Consider the following 23878-nt stretch of genomic DNA (forward strand, 5'->3'; position numbering starts at 1 on the left):
TATTGGAGCCGGTGTACCAGGTGGTGTAAACTTTATCTCTAAGTTTAAGTGGATTTACTTTGTTTACGGTGCAGTAATGACAACAGTTCCAATGGATACCAGGGCAAAAGGATAAGTTGCAGCGTACGCAGAAGATACTTCATCAGTTCCTGCTGTTGCAATAAGGGTTCCAAGGGCAGGTGTAGATGTCATACCACCTGTAATTGATCCCAGGTTATTAAGAATGCTGAGCTTAAATACATAGCGGGCAATGATATAACCAACAACCATTGGAACTGTTGTCATTACTGCACCGTAAACAAAGTAAATCCACTTAAACTTAGAGATAAAGTTTACACCACCTGGTACACCGGCTCCAATAAGGAAGAGTACAAGACCAAGTTCTCTCATAAAGTTAAGGGTTTCTTTTTTAATGCGGCAGTCAATTCCACCAAGACGGGCAAAATGACCTACAATAAGACCACCGATAAGACATCCGCCTGAATTACCAAGGGAGAAGTTAATTACAGGAATCTTAATTGCACCGATAAGACAACCTAAAGCTACAGCAAGGAAAAATGCAAAGAAACCAAAAGGATCTATTGCTGTAAGTGCTTTTTTAGGCTGTGGAATCTGAATCTGATTTGCAGCCTGAAAGTTAGCAACTTCTTCCTGCATGTTTACTTTGAGAATCTTTGGAACAACCTGTACGAAAAGAACTACTCCAAGAACACCATAAAGGTATGCAATTCCGTAACCAGCAGTAACATCTTCTTCTATTACACCAATAACTTCTTTTCCGGCACTAAAACCTGGTGTAGAAGTAAGACCGCCTGTAAGAAGACCTACAGCCATAGAAGAACTCATGTCTTTGTCCAGAAGAGTAAATGCAACAGCTGTTCCAGCACCGATGGCAATGATAATAACGCCAAGAAGAATATAAGAAAGTGTGCTTCTGTTAAAAGAACGGAAAAATTTTGGTCCGGCAATAAGTCCTACTGCAGTAACGAAAAGTGCTGTTCCTATTTTGGATACAATACCAAAATTACCTTTAATTTTGTCAGACCAGAGGGTAATGCTTCCTCCGGAAGAGAAAACCTTTTTACCTTCTTCAATTACATAACTTCCGATGTTAATTTCCGGAATGAAGTGAACAAGAACACCATAAAGAAGAGCAATAAGGAGTACTCCTGCTGTACCAAGTTCGATACCTTTGATTTTGATTCCGCCTACAAGGTAACCCAATGTGCCGATTGCAAACACGATGAAAATAAATCCCAGTGCTGCATGACATACTTCAAACAGATAAGCCGTCATAATATAACCTCTAGTTTTATTATATTAAAATGAATTATTTATGCAATAAGTGCTGTTTTTTAGAAAACAGTGTAAAATTATACGATTTTTAGTTATCTGGCTTTAAAATAAACAAAAAGGACTGTAACAGCCAGAACTTTTTACAGAAAACATATAATCATGGAGTCTGCAGGTGCCGTCTTTTTTTTAACTTTTGGAGACAGCACCGGTTCTTCTATTTCAGTCCTTTATGTCAGTCAGCTTTTTTATTTGCTTGCACCTGGAATAGCCTTTTCAAATTCAGGATTTCCATGTGTATAGCGTGGAAGAATTTTTGGTGAAACTACATCATCATTGATTCCTGCATCAGCTCTTTCTTTTTCAAAAGCCTTTACATGATCAAGATTCATTTTTGAAGTATCAGCAAGACTGATGTTCTTGAACATTTTTCCTGCTTCAATACCTGCTTCACGACCAAATACTACTACGTCAAGAAGACTGTTTCCCATAAGGCGGTTTGTACCATGTACACCACCAGATGCTTCACCTGCAACAAGAAGGTTAGAAACGTTTGTATGACAGGTCTTGTCGATTTCTACACCACCATTCTGATAGTGAAGGGTTGGGTAAACAAGAATTGGTTCCTTTCTGATATCAATTCCGTATTTAATGAACATGTTGTACATAGCAGGAATTGACTTAAGGATTGTTCCTTCTCCGTGAATCATTTCGATCATTGGAGTATCAAGCCATACAGCAGGCTGAACAGGATTGTCTACACCACGGCCTTCCTTAACTTCGCGGATAATACCAGAAGCATTAACGTCACGGGTTTCAAGAGGGTGAATATAAACTGTTCCGTCTTTATTGATAAGTTTTGCTCCAAGGGAACGTACTTTTTCTGTTACAAGTTTTCCAAGAATCTGGCTTGGGTAAGCAGCACCTGTAGGGTGATACTGTAAAGAATCCTGGTAAAGAAGTTTGGCCCCTGCACGATAAGCCATAACAAGACCGTCGGCTGTTGCACCATAGTGGTTTGAAGTAGGGAATCCCTGATAGTGCATACGTCCGGCACCACCAGTTGCAATAATTACAACCTTTGCCTTTGCAATGCGGAGTTCACCTGTTTCAATGTTAAGGAGAACTGCACCACATGCTTCTCCCTTATCATTTTTGATGATTTCAATTGCAGCTGTAAAATCTACTACAGTAACTGAATCAGTGCGGTTAAGTACTTCATCACGAAGAGTACGCATGATTTCTGCACCGGAATAGTCTTTGCAGGCATGCATACGCTTGCGGCTTGTTCCACCACCATGAGTTGTAACCATAGTACCGTCTTCGCTCTTGTCAAATTCAACACCAAGATCGTTAAGCCATTTGATTACAGAAGGAGCTTTGTTTACAAGTGTATAAACAAGTTCTGGTTTTCCATCAAAGTGACCGCCTCCAAAAGCGTCAAGATAGTGCTGAGCTGGTGAATCATTAGGCTTGTCTGCAGCCTGAATACCACCTTCAGCCATCATTGTATTTGCATCACCTACACGAAGTTTTGTTACCAGAAGAACTTTTGCACCTGCTTCTGAAGCCATGATTGCAGCTGAAGTACCAGCTCCACCACCACCAATTACGAGAACATCAGTTTCGTAATCAACGTGGTTAAGGTCAATCTGTTCAGGTTCAAAACGTGGTTTAGCCTGAAGCATCTGAGTAAGTTCTATAGGTGCTTTCTGTCCTTTATTTGGACCAATTTTAAGTTCAGAGAACTGTGAAGCAATGCGGTCCGGGTGAAATTTCTTGAGAAGATCATCTTTTTCGTCTGCTGTAAGACGTGCATGCTCGAATTTAAGGTTTTCATCGCGCTTAGCAGCTACAATTTTAGCTGCTTCGTCTAATTCGTTTCCGTACATATATTATTCTCCTTGTATAATGTCTTTATAGGTTTTAAACCTGCCATACGGGAATGACAAAATTATTTTTCAATCTCGCGGTTGTTGTACAGGTTCTTGATCTGTTCAATGTCGCCTGTAGACATTTCAACAAACTTCTTGATGGCTTCTTCACATTCACCTGCATCAATTTCTGCAACGCGGTCAAGAAGATGCTGGCTCTGTGGCTGGAGATATTTACCGTTAATACGGCGGGCAAGTTCAGCAACCTGTGGGTGACTGATTCCTGCAGGACAGCGTGAAGAACAGCATCCGCACATTACACAGTCAAATGAAAGGTCTGCACAAGCCTTAAAATCACCTCTCTGAGCATAAGCAATGTACTGCATTGTATTAAGGCTCTGTGGGCAGGCACGTGTACATGCATTACAACCAACACAAGAGTAAATCTCAGGGTAAAGCTGCATCATAAGCTGCTGTTCAGGCTTAATCTTGTTAATGTCATAAACCTGTTTTACAAGAGGGAAGAATGGAAGTGTAGCAATGTACATTCCATCAATAACTTTCTGAGAACATGCAAGACATGTTTTAAGCTGGTTGTCACCCTTTACACGATAAATTGTAGCACAAGCACCACAGAAACCGTTACGGCATCCACAACCTCTTTTAAGCTGGTATCCGGCATATTCCATTGCGTTCATAACGGTGAGGGCAGCCGGTACTTCGTATTTCTTTCCAAAAAAATAAACTGTAGCCATTTCCTGTTCAGCCATTTTTATTCTCCTTACATAACAGTTAATTATGCAGGCATCCTTCATTTTTTTATGAATGCCTGCAGTGGGATTAATATTCTGGTGGAAGTTCACCCAACTGGTCAAAACTGAATACCGGACCGTCTTTGCAGACAAACTTGTCACCGATATTACATCTTCCACATTTTCCAATACCACACTTCATGCGCATTTCCATTGTTGTAAATACCTGCTCGTCTTTGAAGCCAAGCTTTTTAAGTGCATCAAGGGAAAGGTGAATGAGAATTGGAGGTCCACACATGATTACAGTCATACCTGGATCAGGATTACATTCAGTAACGAATGGTGGTACAAATCCTACGTGACCGTCCCATCCTTCTTCTGCACGGTCGATAGTAAGATCGATAGAGCAGTTAGGCTGTTTCATCCAGACATTTTTCATTTCATCAAGACGAACAAGATCAGCCATAGAACGGGAACCGTAGATTACCTGAATCTTTCCATAATCTGCACGGTGATCCATCATGTAATTAACTACTGAGTGAACTGGAGCAATACCAATACCACCGGCAATTACAAGAATATCTTTACCTTTAAGTTTTGTATCTACAGGGAATCCGTTTCCAATTGGTCCACGAAGACAGATTGTCTGACCAACTTCTGCATTATGAAGCCATTCAGTTACATGTCCGCATTTCTTAATTGAAAATTCCATGTGAGTAGTAAGGGTAGGTGATGATGTGATGGAAATCATTGATTCACCAACACCTGGAACTATAAGCATTGCACACTGTCCCGGAATATGCTCAAAGAGCTTTTTTCCGTCAAGGCCAACAACGCTGAAAGTCTTTACGTCTGGAGTTTCCTGTCTGATATCAATAATTTTTCCTACGTAAGGAATAAATGATTCTTTTGTTTCCATAAGCATTTCCTTTATTCAGTCAGGGACTAAATATCGTCGGCCTCCTGTACAGCTTTAATAACTTTTACGATGTTCATGTTAATAGGACAGCTTTCAAGACAACGACCGCATCCTACGCATCCAAATACATCTTCATGTGCCATTGGATAGTACATAAGTTTATGCATAAAACGCTGACGGCTTCTTTCTTTTTGAGTAAGACGTGGGTTTGCTGCTGCCATCTGTGTAAAGTCATGATACATACATGAATCCCAGCAGCGAACCTGTTTTACTTCGTTACCGTTCTTGAAATCCCTTACATCGAAACACATACAGGTTGGACATACATAAGTACAGGTTCCGCATCCAAGACATGTTTCTGAAACTTTTTCCCAGATTTTGGAATTAAAGATTTTAAGCATGTCTTTTCCCTGGAATTTAGACATATCCAGATGGGCAAATGGAAGCTTTTCTACTTTTGCAGTGATATCCTTTTTAAGTGCTTCTACAGGTTTTTCATCTTCTTCTTTAAGAAGGGACTTAACACTTTCAATAAAAGTTTCTCCCTTAGGAGTATTTGCCTTAAAAAAGTATTTGCCGTCTGCAAGCCATGCACTTACGTCACCAGCTGGATTTGCTGCATCAATCTTGTATGTTGAACAGAAACATGTTTTAGCAGGTTCATTGCAGGCTAGGGTAATTACAGTTCCATGTTCACGGCGGTTTTTATAATAAGAATCCACTGGATCCATATTAAGGTAAACTGCATCGATGATAGAGAAGCTTTTTGCATCACAGGCACGAACACCGAATACTACAAAGTCTTCTACTTCTTTTCTTGGATCTATAACTTCAAAATTTGTTCCGTTCTTTTTATATTCAACAAGTTTTTCTGCCTTTGGGAAGAAGAAATCTTTTGCTGAACGTACTGTTTTAAGAGCAGAAGAAAGTTTAACTCCAGAAGTCCATCTCTTAAAGTCTGCAGTTCCCTTTTCAGAATCAACAGGAATATAAAGAGCCTTTGAAGAAGCTGCAAGTTCAAAAAGTGAATCAATTTTATCTTGTGCTAAAGCAAACATTATTCTTCACCTCCTTTAATAGGATCGCGATCGGCAACAATGCTTGGTTCTGCATCACCAGTAGTGAATGTAAGCATAGGCGGTTTTGTTTCAAGATCGCTGCCTGCCTGGTATTCACCATAGATTTCATTAATATCCTTGATGAATTTGCGGTTGAGAAGGTACAGAGGAATATTCTGAGGACAAACTCTTGAACATTCACCACAGTCTGTACAGCGTCCGGCAACATGCCATGCACGAATGATATGGAAGAGGTTTTCTTCAAAGTCAGACTGTGCAACTTTCTGAGATGTATAAAGATCGTTGTTATCAAATACACATTTTTCACATGTACATGCAGGACAAATATTGCGGCATGCATTACAGCGGATACAGCGGGAAAGTTCATTTCTCCAGAACTCAAAGCGTTCTTTTGGATCCATTGCTTCTACACGGGCAACCTCATCAAAGCGGTGTTCATCTACAATAACACCGTCTTCACCGATGAGTTCGTCGTAAAGAATATGCTTTTTGTTGTGACAGTGATCACAGCCTTCGCCTTCCTTTACGTTTTCATCAAGAGTACAGCTGCATGGAATACCGATAACGTATACATCGTCACGGGCAATGCGGCTTTCCTTAAGAAGCTGGGTAAATGAATATGTGTCACCCGGCTTAAGGAATACAGCAGCTACTTCCTGTGGAATAGGCTTGTCTTCTGCATTAGGATCACGCTGTTTAGCCATTGTATTGTTCATGCGTGTTGTTGATTTTGCAATTTCAATATCCTTTGTAATTTTTACAAGGTACTTTGAAAGGTTTGCAGTACAGTATTTATTGAATACAAAATCTTTATCCAGTTCTTCTGCAGTACGGAAAGTTGCAGGTGTAACATCTTCATCAAAGAGACCCTTTTTCCATCCGATTACTTTCTGAACTTTTCCAGAAGAGAGAAGTTCTTTAGCCTTGGCGATTAAAGTTGAAGTTAATTCTTGCATCTTAAATCCTCCAGGCGTTTGTTTTCACCAAGGGCGGTGATTTTTGACACGAAGTCATTCATAAGTCCGGCAAAGCGGACACCTTCTGCTGCAGAACACCATTCAACACGGGTTCTTTCCTTTTCTACACCAAGGAAGTTAAGCATGCTGAATAAAAGTGTCATTCTGCGGCGGGCAAAATAATTTCCAGTAGAGTAATGGCAGTCACCAGGGTGGCATCCGCAAAGAATTACTCCGTCAGCACCTTTCTGAAATGCTCTGAGAATGAACATTGGGTTAAGGCGGCATGAGCATGGAATTCTTATAATCTTAACGTTTGCAGGGTATTCAAGACGGTTGTTTCCGGCCAGGTCTGCACCTGCGTAAGAACACCAGTTGCAGCAGAATGCAACAATTTTTGGTGTCCAGCTTTTGTTTTCGTTTTCCATAATTTTCTTACAGAGATTCATCTTTATGAAAGTTCAGTTTTAATGAAATTATTTCTCATAAAAACTGAAGGCTTTCATTAGTTGAATACTGCATCAACCTCCGACATAATTTGTGCGTTGCTGAATCCGTGGAGATCCATTGCGCCGGAAGGGCAGGCTACTGTACAAGCACCACAACCATGGCACATTGCGCTGTTTACCTGAGATACACGGCGGGTAATAGTAGTGCGGTTTGGTCCGCGGAAGTCTTTTTCTACGTAAGAAATAGCTCCGTAAGGGCAGACATTTACACACTGTCCACATCCATTACACATGTTTTCGTTAGGATGAGCTGTACAAGGATCACTCTTAAGCTTGTCCTTAACGAGAAGACAGATTGCCTTTGCTGCAGCACCAGAAGACTGGGCAACAGTTTCAGGAATGTCTTTAGGACCCTGGCAGCATCCTGCAAGGAAGATTCCGGCTGTCGGAGATTCAACAGGACGGAGTTTAGCATGGGCTTCAAGGAAGAAGTCGTTGTTATCCATTGAGGTTGTAAGCATAGTAGCAAGTGGACGTGCGCTCTTATCAGCTTCGATTGATGCTGCAAGAACTACCATGTCAGCCTTAATGTGAACCTGACGGTTAAGAATAAGGTCTGAACCCTGTACATCCAGTGTTCCGTCTGAAAGCGGAGTTACTTTACCTACCTGACCCTTGATGTAGTGTACGCCATACTGTTCAACGGCACGGCGGTAGAATTCATCAAAGTTTTTACCTGGTGTACGAACGTCAATGTAGAATACATAGCAGTTTGTATCAGGATAGTGGTCACGGGTAAGGATTGCATGCTTTGCAGTATACATACAGCAGATTTTAGAACAGTATTCGTGTCCCTTTGTTGAATCTGCTGAACAGCGTGAACCAACACACTGTACGAAAACGATATTCTTTGGTTCCTTTCCGTCAGAAGGGCGGAGGAGGTGACCGTTTGTAGGACCTGAAGCATTGCAGAGGCGTTCAAATTCAAGTGAAGAAACAACGTCAGGACTCTGAGAATATGAGTATTCGTCAAATTTCTTAAGATCAATAGGGTTGTAACCTGTAGCTACGATAATTGCACCATATTTTTCTGTAAGAATTTCTTCTTTCTGATTAAAGTTAATGGCACCGGCAGCGCAGGCTTTTTCACAGAAACCACAGACATTATCCTTGCCGTTAGCAAGTCCCTTCATGTGGAGACAGTAAGATGCATCGATTGCTGCAACTTTTGGAACTGCCTGAGCAAAAGGAATGTCAATTGCCTTTCTGTTGTTAAGGTTAAGGTTAAATGCGTTAGGAACCTTTTTATTAGGACACTTTTCGATACAAGCACCACAACCTGTACATTTTTCTTCATCTACATAGCGTGGATATCTCTTAATGTCAATTTCAAAGTTTCCAATGTAACCCCTTACACCAACAACTTCTGAGTAAGAAAGAATACGGATATTTGGATTCTGACTTACTTCTGTCATTTTAGGAGTTACGATACATGAAGCACAGTCAAGGGTAGGGAATGTCTTGTCAAGCATAGCCATTTTTCCACCGACTGTTGTCTTCTTTTCTACGATGTCTACAGGGAATCCTGCATCTGCAATATCAAGTGCAGCTGTAATTCCGGCAATACCGCCACCGATAACCAGTGCGCGTTTTGTCATAGGTGTTTCACCTTCTGTAAGAGGTGTATCAAGAATAGCCTTAGCAACTGCAGCCTTACCTAAAGCAATGGCTTTTTCTGTTGCCTTTTCCATATCCTTGAGAACCCATGAACACTGTTCACGGATGTTGGCAACTTCAACCTTAAACGGATTGAGTCCAGCTCTCTGTGCACAGGCACGGAATGTTTTTTCATGCATACGAGGTGAACAAGAACAGAGAACAACTCCTGTAAGCTTGTCTTCCTTGATGCGGTCTTCTATCATTTTCTGTCCGGCAGAAGAACACATGTAAGTATAGTGGGTTGAATATACAACTCCGTCTACTTTACCAAGTTCTTCAGCCACTTTTTCTACGTCAACTGTTCCGGCAATGTTAGTACCGCAGTGACATACGAAAACACCAATTCTTTCCATCTGTCACTCCTTACTTCTTGTATTTTCTGAATGCACTTACAATAGCCTGCTGCGGCATATCGTCATCAAGTGCAGGGGGAACCATTTCTGCCTTAAGGTGAAGGTTTTCCTTCTGTCTTTCAACATACTGTCTTACGGCTTCAATAAGTTTTACTGGTTCTACCTGACGAGGGCAGCGCTCAAGACATGCAAAACAGCTCATGCAGGCATAGATTGATTTAGACTGGAGAAGCTTTTCGATTTCTCCGTTTTCAACCATCTGTACAAACTGATGAGGGTGGTATTCCATTGCATCATAGTTAGGGCATGTTCCTGAACATTTACCGCATACCATACATTTTTTTGGATTGACACCGCTGATTTCAAGAATCTGGCTTTTAGCAAGTTCAATTTCACTTTTAAGCATTTGCAGCCTCCTTTACACCAAGAGCTTCTGCAAGAAGTTCTGTAAAATAAACTACAGGAAGATCTGCGCCTTTAGAATTCTTAATAAGATTGTAGCGGCAGAGAGGGCAGCTGGTTACAAGAAGTTCTGCACCCTGATCTTTTGCGTTAGTGATAATTGCATCTGCACGTTTTTCCGGAATGGAAGGATCTTCAAACATGGTGTATGCACCACAGCATTCGTTGCGCTGGGCATAAATAACCGGAGTTGCACCAATTGCCTTGATAAAGTCTTCAAGAAGCTGAGGATTTTCAGGGTCATCAAGCTGAAGTACTTTGCCTGGCCTTAAGAGAAGACATCCGTAGTAAGCGCCGATTTTCTTTCCTTTTAAAGGATTTTTAACAGCAGCCTTTACTTTGTCCCAGCCAACAACATCCCTGAGAATTTCAAGGAAGTGAAGTACTTTTGTTTCGCCGTTGTACTGAATACCATCAGTTTTAAGATAATTATTAACCTTGAGAATTACGTTTTCATCCGTAATCATGTCATTGTTAACCTGCTTAAGCACGTTATAGCATGCTGAGCAAAGGGTAACCAGTTCCTGTCCTGCATCGCGGGAAGCAGCAAGAGCCCTCACTGATGAAAGTTTTGTAGCAATTTCATCTTTAGAAAGAGGGTATTCTCCTCCACAGCACTGCCAGTCAGGTATTTCCTGTAATGTAAAACCTAAGGCTTCAGCAGATTTTCTTGCATACATATCAAGATCAAGAGCTTTATTCTTAAGTGTACATCCAGGGAAGTAAGAATAGGTGATGTTTTCCATCTTTTACATCCTCATAGATAATACTTGTGCATTATGCAAATAAGGACATAATACACAGCCACAAATTTTTTTAAGGTTAACCTGAAAAGCGTCCTTCTCCTCAATAAACGCAAATCAGGCTTAATGAACAGCAGCCTTTTTTCTGGTCAGCCGGAACAGAAAAGTACTGCAGTCGTTATCAGAAAGCCGGAGCCTTCTGATTTATTATTTTTTTACACCAGCCATTTCTTCCGGATGGAATACTTCATCGAATTTTTCCGGTGTAAGGAAGCCCAGCTGAACGCAGGCATCTTTAAGGGAAATATTCTTTTCGTAAGCCAGATGGGAAGTCTTAGCAGCGTTTTCATAACCAATGTAAGGGTTAAGGGCAGTAACCAGCATAAGTGAATTATAAAGGTTATCGTGCATCTTTTCCTTATTTGCTGTAATTCCTACAGCACAGTTCTTGTTAAAGCTTAAAATTACTTCTGCAAGAAGACGTACTGACTGAAGGAAGTTGTATGCAATTACAGGCATGAATACATTAAGTTCAAAGTTACCCTGAGAAGCTGCAAAACCTACAGCTGCATCATTACCCATAACCTGAACTGCAACCATTGTCATTGCTTCACACTGGGTAGGATTAACTTTTCCAGGCATAATTGAAGAACCAGGTTCATTTTCTGGAATGTGGATTTCTCCAAGACCATCTCTAGGACCTGATGCAAGCCATCTTACGTCATTTGCAATCTTCATGAGGTCAGCAGCAAGGGCTTTAAGACCACCATGAGTAAATGTGATTTCATCTTTAGAAGTAAGGGCATGGAATTTATTAGGTGCAGTAACAAAGTCTTTTCCTGTGAGTTCAGATACTTTTTCTGCAACCTTAACGTCAAAACCTGCAGGTGCGTTAAGGCCTGTTCCTACTGCAGTACCACCAAGGGCGAGCTGCTTAAGGTATGTAAGGCTTGATGCAATCATTTCCTTATCACGTTCAAGGGAAGTTCTCCATCCTGAGATTTCCTGACTGAACTGAATAGGTACAGCATCCTGAAGGTGTGTACGGCCTGATTTTACGATTCCTTCATTTTCTTTTTCAAGACGCTTAAAGGTAGCAACGAGAGTATCAATGGCAGGGAAGAGCTTGTCTTCTACTTCTACAACTGCTGCAATATGCATTGCTGTAGGGAAAGTATCGTTTGAAGACTGACTCATGTTGATGTCGTCATTTGGATGACAGAGTTTTGAACCTGCAATCTGATTTGCACGGTTTGCAATAACTTCGTTTGTGTTCATGTTGCTCTGTGTACCAGAACCTGTCTGCCATACAACAAGAGGGAAGTTTTCGTTCAGTGAACCGGAAATAACTTCATCACAAGCCTGAGAAATAGCTTTAAGCTTTTCGTCAGTCATTTTTTCCGGCTTAAGGGCATTATTAGCCATTGCAGCTGCCTTTTTAAGGTAACCAAAAGCCTTTGTTATTTCACGAGGCATGGTTTCAATGCCAACACCGATTTCGAAGTTTTCGTGGCTGCGTTCAGTCTGGGCACCCCAGAGTTTGTCTGCAGGAACTTTTACTTCTCCCATAGAATCGTGTTCAATACGATAGTTTTCCATAAAAATTACTCCGTTTTTTTGAATCGTATTTGTATACGCTAAAGAGGCTGCCCTTAAAAAGAACAACCTCTCTGAGTATTATATCTATAATAAATTGTCATGGCTGTGAAAATCAATCTGTTTAATTCTCAACAACCTTAACATCAGCTAACCCTCTGCCTTAAATTAGAAAGTAAGCTGTTTAATAACATCCTTAAGACAGTCTGCACTGTGAGTAAGGGATGCAAGTTCTGTATCTGTAAGTGGAGCTTCAAGGCGACCCTGAATACCGTTTCCACCAACTTTTGTAAGGATGCTGAGGGCAACGTCCTTAAGTCCGTATTCACCGTTAAGAACAGAAGAAACGCTTGTAACGCAGGTTCTGTTGTGCTTGATGATTTCACAGAGTTCAGCAGTTGTTACACCGATTGCATAGTTTGTGCATCTCTTAGCTTCGATGATGATTCCACCTGATTTGCGTACGTATGTTTCTACGTCGTCTTTCTTAACCTGAACAGGGAATTTTTCTACAGGAATAGAAGCGATGTTTGCAAGTGACCAAGGTACAAATGAAGAATCACCATGTTCACCGAATACGTAAGCATGTACGTTAGGCTGTGCAACACCACAGTCGTCAGCAAGACGTGTGCGAAGGCGTGCTGTATCAAGAAGGGTACCTGTACCGATGATGCGGTCTGAAGGAATACCTGAAGTTTTTGCAAACTGATATGTAAGTACGTCTACAGGATTTGCAACAATTACGAAAATTGCATCCGGACAGGCTTTAGTAACCTGAGGAATAATGCTCTTCATGATGTCAACGTTAGTCTGGGCAAGTTCAAGACGGGTCTGTCCCGGTTTGCGGGCTACACCTGAAGTAATTACAACGATATTTGAACCTCTGGCATCTTCGTAAGTTCCTTCGTGAATGTTTACAGGATTCATGTAAGGTGTTCCCTGACGAATATCCATGGCTTCTCCCATGGCACGTTTTGTATCGATGTCGATTAAAACGATTTCAGTTGCAGTTCCTTTAAGTGAAAGTGCATAGGCAATGGAACTTCCAACCTGTCCTGCACCAATAATTGTAATTTTGTTAGCCATAAATATCTCCTAAAATCTTGTTATGATCAAAGATCTGCAAAGCAAATTTTTACAGTTATTGTAAATCAAAAAGGAATGATTGTTAAGGGTTTAGTTGTAAAAAAAGAACTTATATATCCCGCTTAAGGAAATATTGAGGTTTTATGTGATTAAATTCACAGTAAGAAAATGATATTGTGAATAATATCACAGAAACTTTGCTTTAATTTGTCTCGACATTCCTTTGATAATCGATGATAATCAAGCCCGTTATGGATGTGCACAAAAGATTTGCCGCTTCTGTTATTACCGCAATGAAAAGGGATGTGGAAGAAGCTGGTGGAAATGAAGTTTTCTGGTCAGCTGTAATTAATGCTGACGGTCTTATTACCGGTGTTAAAGTCGGTGCAAGGGGAAATTCTGATTCTGTAATAATAAATGACTCAGCAGCAAGGGAAGGTCATGTACTTGTGCACAATCATCCCAGCGGTGTGCTTTTTCCCAGTGAGGCAGATCAGAATATTGCCCTTAATGCAAATGATACATCCCTGGGCTTTTATATAGTAAATAATGATATTTCCGACGTATATGTTGTTGTAGAACCTGTAAAACCAAAAAAACTTGAGCTTATAGATGAGGATGATGCGGCTAAGTATCTTTCCAGTGAAGGTCCCCTTTCTGAATTATCAGATCACTATGAGGAGAGACCAAGTCAGATTGATCTTGTAAAGAATATAACCAGGGCTTTTAACGGAGCTAAAACAGGTGTTTTTGAAGCAGGAACCGGAGTCGGTAAGAGTTTTGCTTATTTAATTCCTTCAATTTTATGGGCTGTAAAGAATAAAGAGAGGGTAATTCTTTCTACAGGTACAATAAACCTTCAGCAGCAGCTTTTTGAAAAAGACATTCCCATGGCTCAGAAAATTCTTGGGACAGATATAAAGTCAATTCTTTTAAAGGGAAGGCAGAATTATGTCTGCTTGAGGCGTCTTGGAGAAGCTGGAAAGGAAAGGGATCTTTTTAGTGAAGATACTGATGTTTTTGATAGAATTGCAGACTGGGCAAAGACAACTTCTACCGGAAGTAAATCAGATTTAAGCTTTATGCCTTCAGATTCAGTATGGACAAAGGTAAACAGTGAAAGTGATGCCTGTCTTGGCGGCCGCTGCCCTTACAGGGAAGAATGCTTTGTTATGAAAGTAAGAAAAGAAGCTGCAGATTCCAATTTAATAGTAGTAAATCATCACCTTCTTTTTGCAGATATAGAAAGCAGGATGAACGGAGTGGGATATGAAGATGCTGCCGTTCTTCCTCCGTATAAACGTATAGTTTTTGATGAAGCACATGGTATAGAAGACAGTGCTACATCTTTTTTTAGTGAAAGTGTGAACCGCTTTAAGTTTAATAAACAGCTGGGGCTGCTTTTTAGAAATTTCAGGGGAAATGCAGCGGGATTTCTGGTTCAGGCTTCTGCAGTTATTCCTGATGAAGAATTTCTTCCTCAGGCGGGGGAAGATATAGAAAAAATACGCACAGCCCTTATAGCCCTTGATACCTGTGCCCTGTCTTCAATGAACGGGGATTACACCTGCAGGATAAATGCTTCTGATTATGAAAGGTTTGCTACGGTTTTTAAGCAGATAGAAAAGCTTTCTTCTGCTGCAGAAATATTTATTGCCAATGTAAGGAAAGCTCTGGAAGATCTGGATGATGCAGAAAAGGAACTTCCTGCTGTCTGGGAGACAAAGACTGTATTAAGGCGTATAGAAGATATGGTAACTCTCTGTCGTAATTTTATTGCCTGGGAAGATCATGATGATCAGGTTTTCTGGATGCAGGTAAAGAAAGTTCCTCCCCGTAATGCAGGAGAAGAAGTTCTTGAATTTGTTCAGTTTACCCAGACTCCCCTTGATATTGCTCCTTTAATGAATTCCGGTGTCTTTGAACCTATGAGCAGCGTAATTTGTACCAGTGCAACTTTAAGGACCGGCGAAAGCTTTGATTACTGGAAGAGACGTACGGGAATTGCTTTTTTAGAAAAAGAAAAAGTTGTGGAAGGGGAGTTTCCTTCTCCTTTCCCTTACAATACAAATGTAATATTTGCAGTTCCTAATGATGCTCCAATGCCTGATGATATGGGATTTCAGAACTATGTAGAAATGACTGTACCCCGTCTTATTTTTGCTTCTGAGGGCAGAACCCTGGTACTTTTTACTTCCCATGATTCTTTAAGGAATACCTATAACAGTGCAGGCCTTAAACTTATGGAAGCAGGCTTTACGGTCCTTAAGCAGGGGGATGATGACAGATTCAGGCTTCTTGAAAGATTTAAGAATGAAAGGGAAAGCGTACTTTTTGCAACTGAAAGTTTCTGGGAAGGGGTTGATGTGCCGGGAGACAGTCTGAGTCAGGTAATTATAGTAAAACTTCCTTTCTCCGTACCAAATGATCCGGTTTTTGCTGCAAGGAGTGAACTTGTAGAGAAAAAAGGCGGTTCGTCCTTTATGGAATTAAGTGTTCCTCAGGCTGTAATAAAATTCAGGCAGGGATTCGGCCGTCTTATGAGAAGGTGTGATGATAAGGGAGCTGTAGTAGTTCTTGACAGAAGAATAGTAGAAAAACGTTACGGCAAGCTTTTTACCAGAAGTGTTCCCCAGACAAGAAGGCTTTATAATCCCCTGGAGTACATTATTCAGGAAATTACAAAACTCCTTCAGTCTGATCAGGGAGAGTAATAAAAATAAAAAGAAGACTTGTGTAAATATTCATTCTATATACTAAAGATTGCTTTTTTGATAAAGTTTTAATCATGATTTCAATATTTACACTGCTTCTGGCTTTTGCTGCCATTGGCTTTCCGTCACTTATGCTCTGCCTTTGCTATCCTTTTAGTCATAAGGCTGCTTTATTCTGGTCAAACTTTATTACAAACCGTTCAGCCCGTATATTTTTTGCCATCTTAAAAAAATACAGAAAGTTTAATTTTCTTGCAGGGCCAAAGGATAATCTTCCTGAGCAGTTTGTTGTAATTGCCAATCATCAGAGTCTTCTTGATATAGTTGTTTTTCTTAAATATTTTTATCCTGAACGCCTTGTTCGTTTTGTTGCTAAGGATGCTTTGGGTAAAGTTCCTATGGTAGGAAAAATGCTCCGTTCCCAGGGACATTGTATGATTCCCCGTAAGGGTGGTGCCGGAATAGCAATGCGTTCTATTGAAGATTTTGGTAAAAGAATGCTTGTAACAAAACAGAATCCTGTAATTTTTCCAGAGGGAACCAGAAGCAGGGATGGTTCTTTAGGTCCCTTTTATTCAGCAGGTTTCCGTCGTCTTGAAGAAACTGTAAGGCTTCCTGTTGTTCTTTGTGCCCTTGATGGAGGATGGAAGCTGTCCCGTTTGGGGGATATCCTTAAAAATCTCCATAGGGGAGCATACAGGGTAAAGATACTTAAGGTTTATGATGCACCTTTAAATAAGGAAGATGAAAAGAAAATCCTTGAAGAAGCACCATTGTTAATTCAGGAACAGCTGGATAAATGGCGTTCCCTTCCTGAATCTTCCTGTGAGGTTTAAGTTTTCCTTATTTTATAGGGAGGCTGATGGGGTCAGATATTGACGATAGTCTTTTAATCGTGTATATTCTGACGCAATATCGATATTTTTATTTTGGAGGATAGTCATGGCTGGAGCAAGTAAAAACTCTCGTACGACTGTTACAACACAGAAATTTATCTGCCCTGATTGTGGTGGTGAAATTGTAATGAAGACAATTTGTGACAACGGCAGGGTAAGAAATATTGCTGAATGTTCAAAGTGTAAGCGTACAGAACGCAGACCTAAGGATTTCAAATAATTCTTAAGCCTTAAAAACAGATTGCAAACTGTAAGAAAGCCTTTCATTTAATGAGGGGCTTTTTTTTATGGATGGGGGAGTAAAATAACTGCCCCTTGACCATAATTAAGCATTATTATATCATCATTAAAGTTTTTTATGGGGGTATTCCTTTGGCTACAAAAAAGACTTCTGCTGAAAAGAAACATGCTGAAAGTGAAGTTCGTCACCTTCGCAACAAGGCAGTTAAATCTGAAGTGCATACAAGTGTAAGAAAATATCTTGAAGCAGTTCAGAAAAAAGATCAGGATCTTGCTCTTAAGAATTTGAGGGCTGTTGAATCTGAACTTGATAATGCCGGACGTAAAGGTGTTATGAAGCGTAATGCTGTATCACGTAAGAAGAGCCGCATGGCAAGACTTTACAACGTTACATTCGCTGCTTCAGCTGCAGCAGCTGAGTAAGAATGAGAAGGATGCTGGTAAAACAGCATTCTTTTTTTTTATTCTTTAGGGAGAATTTTGATTCATGGCTGGAAAGAAAATTACAAGGGCTGACCTTGTAGAAGCTGTATATCAGGATATTGCCTGCGAGCGTAAGGTTATACAGCAGGTTGTAGAGTCATTTCTTGAGCAGTTAAAAAAAAGTCTTGCAGAAGCTAATCCTGTAGAACTCAGGGGATTTGGTTCTTTTGACATAAGGTTAAGAAGCGGCAGGGAAAAAGCCAGAAATCCTAAAACCGGAGAAATCCTTTCGGTGGCTCCAAGATATACTGCTGTCTTTAAGCCTGGTCAGGAACTTAAAAAAGAACTGGGCTCTTATCCCGTAGAATCATAAAATAAAAGATTCTGCTGTATTTTCAAATTTTTTCATTGTTGAAAGAAACATCATAAATATGTAGAATGGTCTCATGTTAAAGGAAAATGGAAATATAACCGTATTTGGCGAGGAAACTGATTTTGAAGGCGAACTTGAATTTACGGATAATCTTGTAATAACAGGCAAATTTACAGGTTCTATCAAAGCTTCCGGGGCTCTGGAAATTGACAGTAACGCTGTATGTAAGGTTGATAAAATTTCTGCTGCATCAGTAATTGTTTCTGGAACAGTAGAAGGTAATATAGAAGGTTCTGAAAGTGTTGAACTTTGCAGTGGAAGTTCTGTAAAGGGTGACATTACAACTTCCAGAATCCGCATTGCAGAAAATGTTGAATTTGAAGGACAGGTTTCCATGCTGGAAAATCCTGATCTGAATGAAGATATATTTTCACTTGCATCAGACGAATACAAGAATTCTCTTGTAATAAAAACTTCAGATATTCATTAATACTTAAAAAAAATTTGAATGTCGCGGCTTTTTCAAGTAGTTTTTAAGTGAAAGGAAATAAAAATGGCAGATACTCTTTTACATATTGAAGATTTAAGTACAAGTATTGGCGAAAAATCTATTCTTCATGGAATTAATCTTGATATAGCTCCAGGACAGACTCATGTACTTATGGGACCTAATGGTGCCGGTAAGTCCACTTTAGGATATACCCTTATGGGCAGTCCTGAATATTCAGTATCAGGTGGAAAGATTTTCTTTAATGGAGAAGATATTACAGAATCTTCTGCAGATGAAAGGGCAAAGAAGGGAATCTTTTTAAGCTTCCAGGAACCACTTGAAGTACCTGGTATTTCCCTTGAAAGCTTTATCCGTTCATCCATGACTCAGGTTACTGGAACAAAAATTAAACTTTTTGCCTTTCAGAAAGAACTTGAGCGCTGCATGGATATTCTTAATATGAATCATTCTTATGCAGAACGTGATCTTAACGTAGGTTTTTCCGGTGGAGAAAAAAAGAAGAGTGAGATTCTTCAGCTTCTTATGCTTAAACCTAAACTTGCAATTCTTGATGAAACAGATTCCGGCCTTGATGTTGATGCAGTAAGGACAGTTTCCAAAGGTATTCAGGAATATCAGAAATCAACTGGTGGAGCCCTTCTTATAATTACCCATTCAACCCGTATTCTTGAAAGTCTTAACGTTGATAAGGCCCACATTATGGTTAAGGGACATCTTGTTCATACTGGTGACGGTTCCCTTGTTCAGAAAATTAATGAAGAAGGCTTTGACCAGTTTATTCCTCAGGAAATTAAAGATGCAGAGCGTAAGGAAAAACTTGCCCTTGCTGCAAAGAATGCAATGGATGCCGTTAAGGCAAATGCTGCCCGTGAACTTGAAGGCTTGTCCATGGATGAAGTTAAGAAAAGCATAAACGGAGGCTCTAACTAAATGAGTGATACACCTGAAACAAAAGCTCAGGTTGCAGATATAAATCAGTCTTTGTATGACTTCCGCTATGAAGAAAGTGACAAAGATTTTTATAAAATCCGGGCCGGGCTTGATGAATCCATAGTAAAGAAAATCTCAGAAGAAAAAGAAGATCCTGAATGGATGAAGGAATGGCGTCTTAAGTCTCTTCGTCTTTATAACGAAATAAGGGAACCTGACTGGGGTCCTGACATTCGTGATCTTGATATTCAGAAAATCGTAACTTATGTAAAGCCAAAGACAGAAATGGCTGCCAAATGGCAGGATGTACCGGAAGACATAAAGAATACTTTTGAAAAACTTGGTATTCCGGAAGCAGAAAGATTGAGCCTTGCCGGTGTAGGTGCCCAGTATGACTCAGAACTTGTTTATCATAATGTAAAGGATGAAGTTCTTAAGCAGGGAGTTGTTTACACTGATTTTGAAAGCGCCCTTAAAAGTGAAGAATGGGGACCAATGGTAAAGGAATACTTTATGCATCTTGTTCCTCCTTCTGATCATAAATTTGCAGCCCTTCATGGTGCCCTCTGGTCTGGTGGAAGCTTTGTTTATGTTCCTAAAGGTGTAAAGGTTGACATTCCACTTCAGTCTTACTTCCGTCTTAATGCAGCCGGTGCAGGTCAGTTTGAACATACACTTATTATTGTAGACGAGGGTGCTGACCTTCACTTTATTGAAGGATGTTCAGCTCCAAAGTATAACGTTGCAAATCTTCATGCCGGCTGTGTTGAACTTTACGTAAAGAAAAATGCCCGTTTAAGATATTCAACAATCGAAAACTGGTCTAAAAATATGTATAACCTTAATACCAAGCGTGCCATCGTAGAAGAAAACGGCCGCATGGAATGGGTCAGCGGAAGTTTTGGAAGCCATATTTCCTATCTTTATCCTACAACTATTCTTAAGGGTGACAATGCTTCCTGTGAATTTACAGGAATTACTTTTGCCGGTCAGGGGCAGAATCTTGATACCGGTGCAAAGATGGTTCATATCGGAAAGAATACTTCTACAGTTATAAATACAAAATCCATTTCCAAGGATGGAGGTATCTGTACCTATCGTTCTTCAATTCAGGTAATGGAAAATGCAAGGCATTCAAAAGCCAGTGTTGACTGTTCAAGCCTTATGCTTGATTCTGAAAGCCGCAGTGATACTGTTCCTGCAATGGATATTCGTACTGATGACTGTGATATAGGACATGAGGCTAAAATCGGCCGCATTTCAAATAAGGCTATCTTCTACCTTATGAGTCGTGGTATTCCGGAAGAGGATGCCCGTGCAATGATAGTTTCTGGTTTTGCAAATCCTGTAAGCAAGGAACTTCCTCTTGAATATGCTGTAGAAATGAATAACCTTATTCAGCTTGAAATGAAAGGTTCAATGTAAGGAGGGCTGTTATGAGTGTTAAACTTGATCTTGATGTAAACCAGTTCCCCAGTCTTACCTGGAATTTTCTTAAAATTAATTCAACTCATATTGATTCTTCTATAGAAAAGGATGCAGGCTTTACTGCTATTGTGTCAAATGATGCCATAAAGCTTGTTGAAGTTCCGTTTAAAAGTCTTTCTGATGAAATAAAGAATGTAACTACAGGTATGGGAAAGGCTTTTGATGCAGAATTTGATTCTTTTGCTTCAAAGGGAAAGACTGTTCTTATAGAAGTACCTGAATGTAAGGGATGTGCTTCCTGTCAGAAGGTAAAGATTGAACTTCTTCATCATGATGGTGAATATAAGGCTAAGGATTTTGTAATTCATGTAAATGAAGGGGCAGAAGCTCTTGTTCTTTTTACTTTTAAGGGGGCTGAGCTTAATGAAGGTCTTCTTGGGGCCAGGGTCCGCCTTATTGCAGAAGCAGGTTCTTCCGTAAAACTTGCCACTGTTAATCTTCTTGGTAAGAAAGCCATGCATTTTATCAGTGCCGGTTCTCTTGTAAAGGATAATGCCCTTGTTGACGTAACAGAACTTGAACTTGGTGCTTCAAAAATATATTCAGGAAATTATCAGAATCTTGCCGGTTATAAGGCTTCCTGTACAGGTCATGCAGCTTATGTTGTAGAAGACGGGGGAGAAGCTGACTTTAACTATATTGCCAGTCATTCAGGCCGTGAAACTGTAAGTTTTATGGCTATGGACGGTGTATGCGGTGCAGGAGTAAAAAAGACATGGCGCGGTACAATCGACTTTAAGAAGGGCTGTGTAGATGCAAAGGGTGATGAGCAGGAAGACGTTCTTCTTCTTTCTCCTGATGTAGTGAATAAAACCCTTCCTGTAATCCTTTGTGATGAAGAAGCTGTAGAAGGCCGTCATGGTGCAACTATTGGCAGAATGGACAGGGATATACTTTTTTACATGCAGAGCCGTGGTGTAGACGAAGAAGAAGCCAGGCGCCTGATGGTATCAGCAAAAATTCATTCTGTATGCCGTTATATTTCTGATGATGAAGTTAATGCAGAAGTTGATGCCTTCCTTGAAAAAGAATTTGGTGAATAGGACGGTTTTTTATGGATTTAAGGAGTGATTTTCCTTTTTTTAGCGGTGACCTTAATAAGGGACTTGTATATTTTGACAATGCCGCAACTTCTCAGAGACCTGAGTGCGTGAACAGGGCTGTTGAAGATTTTTATAATCATAATAATGCAAACCCTTTAAGGGGCCTTTATGATTTAAGTGTCAGGGCTACAGATCTTTATGAAGCAGCCAGGGCAAAAACTGCTGCTTTTTTAAATGCTGCTTCAGATTCCCACATAATTTTTACAAGAAATGCTACAGAAAGCCTTAATCTCATTGCTTATACCTATGGTATGTCTGCTGTAGAAGAAGGGGATGAAATCGTAATTTCTGCTATGGAACATCATTCAAATATTCTTCCATGGCAGATGGTTTGTAAGGCTAAAAAAGCTAAGCTTGTATGGCTTGAATGTGATGATCAGGGAGTAATTGCTCCTTCTGAATGGCAGTCTAAAATTACTTCTAAAACAAAGATTGTTTCTATTGCTCATGTAAGTAATGTTTTTGGAATTACTAATCCTGTAAAGGAAATTGCTTCTTATGCTCATAAAACAGGAAACGGTGGAAAGGGAGCTGCTGTAATTATTGACGGTGCTCAAAGCGTTCCTCACATGAAGGTTGATGTCCAGGATATTGGGGCAGATTTTCTTGCCTTCAGCGGGCATAAGGCTTTAGGTCCTATGGGAATAGGTGCCCTTTATGCGAGAGACGAATATCTTGAACAGATGCCTCCTTTTTTAAGGGGCGGAGAAATGATTGAATACGTTACAAGAGATTCTGCTACTTATGCTGAACTTCCTCATAAATTTGAGGCTGGTACTGTAAATGCAGGTGGAGCTGTGGGACTTGCTGCTGCTCTGGACTATCTTTCTAATGTAGGCTTTGATTTTATAGAAAAGAATGATAATTCCCTTGCAGCTTTTATTATGAAGGGAATGGAAAGTATTCCTCATGTTCATGTAATTGGAAACAAGGACCCTGAACGACACTGTGGTATTGTTACCTTTACTATTGATGATGTACATCCTCATGACATTGCTTCCATGCTTTCCAGTGAAAATGTGGCAATTCGTGCCGGTCATCATTGTGCCCAGCCTCTTATGCAGAAGCTTGGTGTTGGAAGTACGGCCCGTGCCAGCGTTTACTTTTATAATACACAGAAAGAAGCTGAGATTTTCCTTGATAAGCTTTCTCAGGTTCGTAAGTGGATGGGGCTGTAAAACAAAATCTTCTGCCCTTTTGTAAAGGGGTAATTTTTTTAGTGTGGTGAAATATGGATTTAAAGTCTTTATATCAGGAAATTCTTAACGAACATAATCTGCATCCAACTCATAAGGGTGTAACTGAGAATGCAACCATTACACTTCAGGGAGTTAATCCAAGCTGCGGGGACAATATTTACCTTCAGCTTAAAATTGATGAAAATGGAATTATAACTGACGGTTCCTTTAATGGTTCAGGCTGTGCAATTTCTCAGGCAAGTGTTGATATGATGCTTGATAACATAATTGGTCAGTCTAAAGAAGAAGCTTTAAGACAGGCCCAGCTTTTTATGGATATGATTCAGGGAAAGGAAACTGATGATTCAAAGATTGAAGAACTTGATGAAGCTGCTTCCCTTAAGAATATTCGTACCATGCCGGCCCGTGTAAAGTGTGCAGTTCTTGGCTGGAGAACAATGCAGGATATGCTTACAAAAAATCAGACAAGTGGCAGTGGCAGCGAAAGTCACTGTGATATCTGATTTTTAAGCTTGAATTAAGATTTATTTTACTTTTACTCTGTGACGTGATACTGTATTGTAATAAATATAGTTGCGTCAGGAGTAAAAAATGTTTTCTTGTAATTTTAAAAAGTATTTATTTTTATTTGCAGTTACTTTTATTTTTATTTCAGGACTTTCAGCCGGCGATTTTAAAGGGGATATTAAAAAACTTGATTCCTATATCCTTAAATGCCGG

23 protein-coding genes are annotated in these 23878 nt (G+C 40.1%); 11 read left to right on the forward strand and 12 right to left on the reverse strand.

From position 1 onward, the window contains the following. Positions 1-63: 63 nt before the first annotated feature. The 12 genes from K6D58_RS05230 to K6D58_RS05285 form a co-directional block, all read right to left on the reverse strand. Positions 64-1296, reverse strand: coding sequence for an aspartate-alanine antiporter-like transporter (locus tag K6D58_RS05230; RefSeq protein WP_296828336.1), 1233 nt, complete (start codon positions 1294-1296; stop codon positions 64-66). A gap of 245 nt (positions 1297-1541) precedes the next feature. After that, complete coding sequence (locus K6D58_RS05235; protein ID WP_296828338.1) at positions 1542-3185, reverse strand: FAD-dependent oxidoreductase; 1644 nt, start codon at positions 3183-3185, stop codon at positions 1542-1544. 62 nt (positions 3186-3247) lie between these two features. Beyond that, positions 3248-3937: a 4Fe-4S dicluster domain-containing protein gene (locus K6D58_RS05240; RefSeq protein ID WP_296828340.1), complete on the reverse strand. Its 690-nt coding sequence runs from the start codon at positions 3935-3937 to the stop codon at positions 3248-3250. A gap of 70 nt (positions 3938-4007) precedes the next feature. After that, entirely contained in the window at positions 4008-4838 is an 831-nt protein-coding gene (locus tag K6D58_RS05245) for an FAD/NAD(P)-binding protein (protein WP_296828343.1), read from the reverse strand. A 26-nt stretch (positions 4839-4864) separates the two neighbouring features. Then, positions 4865-5896: a 4Fe-4S dicluster domain-containing protein gene (locus K6D58_RS05250; RefSeq protein ID WP_296828345.1), complete on the reverse strand. Its 1032-nt coding sequence runs from the start codon at positions 5894-5896 to the stop codon at positions 4865-4867. Then, positions 5896-6873 (reverse strand): 4Fe-4S dicluster domain-containing protein, encoded by a 978-nt coding sequence (locus K6D58_RS05255; protein WP_296828347.1) that lies wholly within the window; start codon positions 6871-6873, stop codon positions 5896-5898. The genes K6D58_RS05250 and K6D58_RS05255 overlap by 1 nt, the downstream gene beginning before the upstream one ends. Then, positions 6861-7301, reverse strand: coding sequence for a hydrogenase iron-sulfur subunit (locus K6D58_RS05260; RefSeq protein WP_296828349.1), 441 nt, complete (start codon positions 7299-7301; stop codon positions 6861-6863). The genes K6D58_RS05255 and K6D58_RS05260 overlap by 13 nt, the downstream gene beginning before the upstream one ends. A gap of 77 nt (positions 7302-7378) precedes the next feature. Further along, positions 7379-9394, reverse strand: coding sequence for a CoB--CoM heterodisulfide reductase iron-sulfur subunit A family protein (locus tag K6D58_RS05265; RefSeq protein ID WP_296828351.1), 2016 nt, complete (start codon positions 9392-9394; stop codon positions 7379-7381). Positions 9395-9404: 10 nt separating this feature from the next. Then, a complete protein-coding gene (locus K6D58_RS05270) occupies positions 9405-9800 on the reverse strand; it encodes a 4Fe-4S dicluster domain-containing protein (protein ID WP_296828353.1) in 396 nt (131 codons plus the stop codon). Further along, a complete protein-coding gene (locus tag K6D58_RS05275) occupies positions 9793-10602 on the reverse strand; it encodes a CoB--CoM heterodisulfide reductase iron-sulfur subunit B family protein (protein WP_296828355.1) in 810 nt (269 codons plus the stop codon). The genes K6D58_RS05270 and K6D58_RS05275 overlap by 8 nt, the downstream gene beginning before the upstream one ends. 204 nt (positions 10603-10806) lie before the next feature. Then, positions 10807-12198 (reverse strand): class II fumarate hydratase, encoded by a 1392-nt coding sequence (gene fumC, locus K6D58_RS05280; protein ID WP_296828357.1) that lies wholly within the window; start codon positions 12196-12198, stop codon positions 10807-10809. Positions 12199-12363: 165 nt separating this feature from the next. Next, a complete protein-coding gene (locus K6D58_RS05285) occupies positions 12364-13281 on the reverse strand; it encodes an L-lactate dehydrogenase (RefSeq protein WP_296828359.1) in 918 nt (305 codons plus the stop codon). 251 nt (positions 13282-13532) lie between these two features. Between K6D58_RS05285 and K6D58_RS05290 the strand changes: the two genes are divergently transcribed. From K6D58_RS05290 to sufU, 11 genes are all read left to right on the forward strand, one after another. Next, entirely contained in the window at positions 13533-15995 is a 2463-nt protein-coding gene (locus K6D58_RS05290) for a helicase C-terminal domain-containing protein (protein ID WP_296828361.1), read from the forward strand. A 74-nt stretch (positions 15996-16069) separates the two neighbouring features. Beyond that, positions 16070-16831, forward strand: a complete 762-nt coding sequence (locus K6D58_RS05295) for a lysophospholipid acyltransferase family protein (RefSeq protein ID WP_296828363.1) — start codon at positions 16070-16072, stop codon at positions 16829-16831. 106 nt (positions 16832-16937) lie between these two features. Further along, positions 16938-17111, forward strand: a complete 174-nt coding sequence (locus tag K6D58_RS05300; protein ID WP_296828365.1) for a hypothetical protein — start codon at positions 16938-16940, stop codon at positions 17109-17111. A 152-nt stretch (positions 17112-17263) separates the two neighbouring features. After that, the gene (gene rpsT, locus K6D58_RS05305; RefSeq protein WP_296828367.1) at positions 17264-17554 is read left to right on the forward strand and encodes a 30S ribosomal protein S20; all 291 of its coding nucleotides are present in this window, start codon (positions 17264-17266) and stop codon (positions 17552-17554) included. A 64-nt stretch (positions 17555-17618) separates the two neighbouring features. Beyond that, entirely contained in the window at positions 17619-17927 is a 309-nt protein-coding gene (locus tag K6D58_RS05310; protein ID WP_296828369.1) for an HU family DNA-binding protein, read from the forward strand. Positions 17928-18000: 73 nt separating this feature from the next. Beyond that, positions 18001-18417, forward strand: a complete 417-nt coding sequence (locus tag K6D58_RS05315) for a bactofilin family protein (RefSeq protein WP_296828371.1) — start codon at positions 18001-18003, stop codon at positions 18415-18417. Positions 18418-18480: 63 nt separating this feature from the next. Further along, complete coding sequence (sufC, locus tag K6D58_RS05320; RefSeq protein WP_296828373.1) at positions 18481-19368, forward strand: Fe-S cluster assembly ATPase SufC; 888 nt, start codon at positions 18481-18483, stop codon at positions 19366-19368. After that, on the forward strand, positions 19369-20793 hold the full coding sequence (gene sufB / locus K6D58_RS05325) for a Fe-S cluster assembly protein SufB (RefSeq protein WP_296828374.1): 1425 nt from the start codon (positions 19369-19371) through the stop codon (positions 20791-20793). It begins immediately after the preceding gene. An 11-nt stretch (positions 20794-20804) separates the two neighbouring features. After that, complete coding sequence (locus K6D58_RS05330; protein WP_296828376.1) at positions 20805-21899, forward strand: SufB/SufD family protein; 1095 nt, start codon at positions 20805-20807, stop codon at positions 21897-21899. An 11-nt stretch (positions 21900-21910) separates the two neighbouring features. Next, entirely contained in the window at positions 21911-23137 is a 1227-nt protein-coding gene (locus tag K6D58_RS05335) for an aminotransferase class V-fold PLP-dependent enzyme (protein WP_296828378.1), read from the forward strand. Between the two features lie 53 nt (positions 23138-23190). Continuing rightward, entirely contained in the window at positions 23191-23661 is a 471-nt protein-coding gene (gene sufU, locus K6D58_RS05340; protein WP_296828380.1) for a Fe-S cluster assembly sulfur transfer protein SufU, read from the forward strand. Positions 23662-23878: the final 217 nt, after the last annotated feature.

The organism is Treponema sp. (assembly GCF_024696245.1).
GTDB lineage: Bacteria > Spirochaetota > Spirochaetia > Treponematales > Treponemataceae > Treponema_D.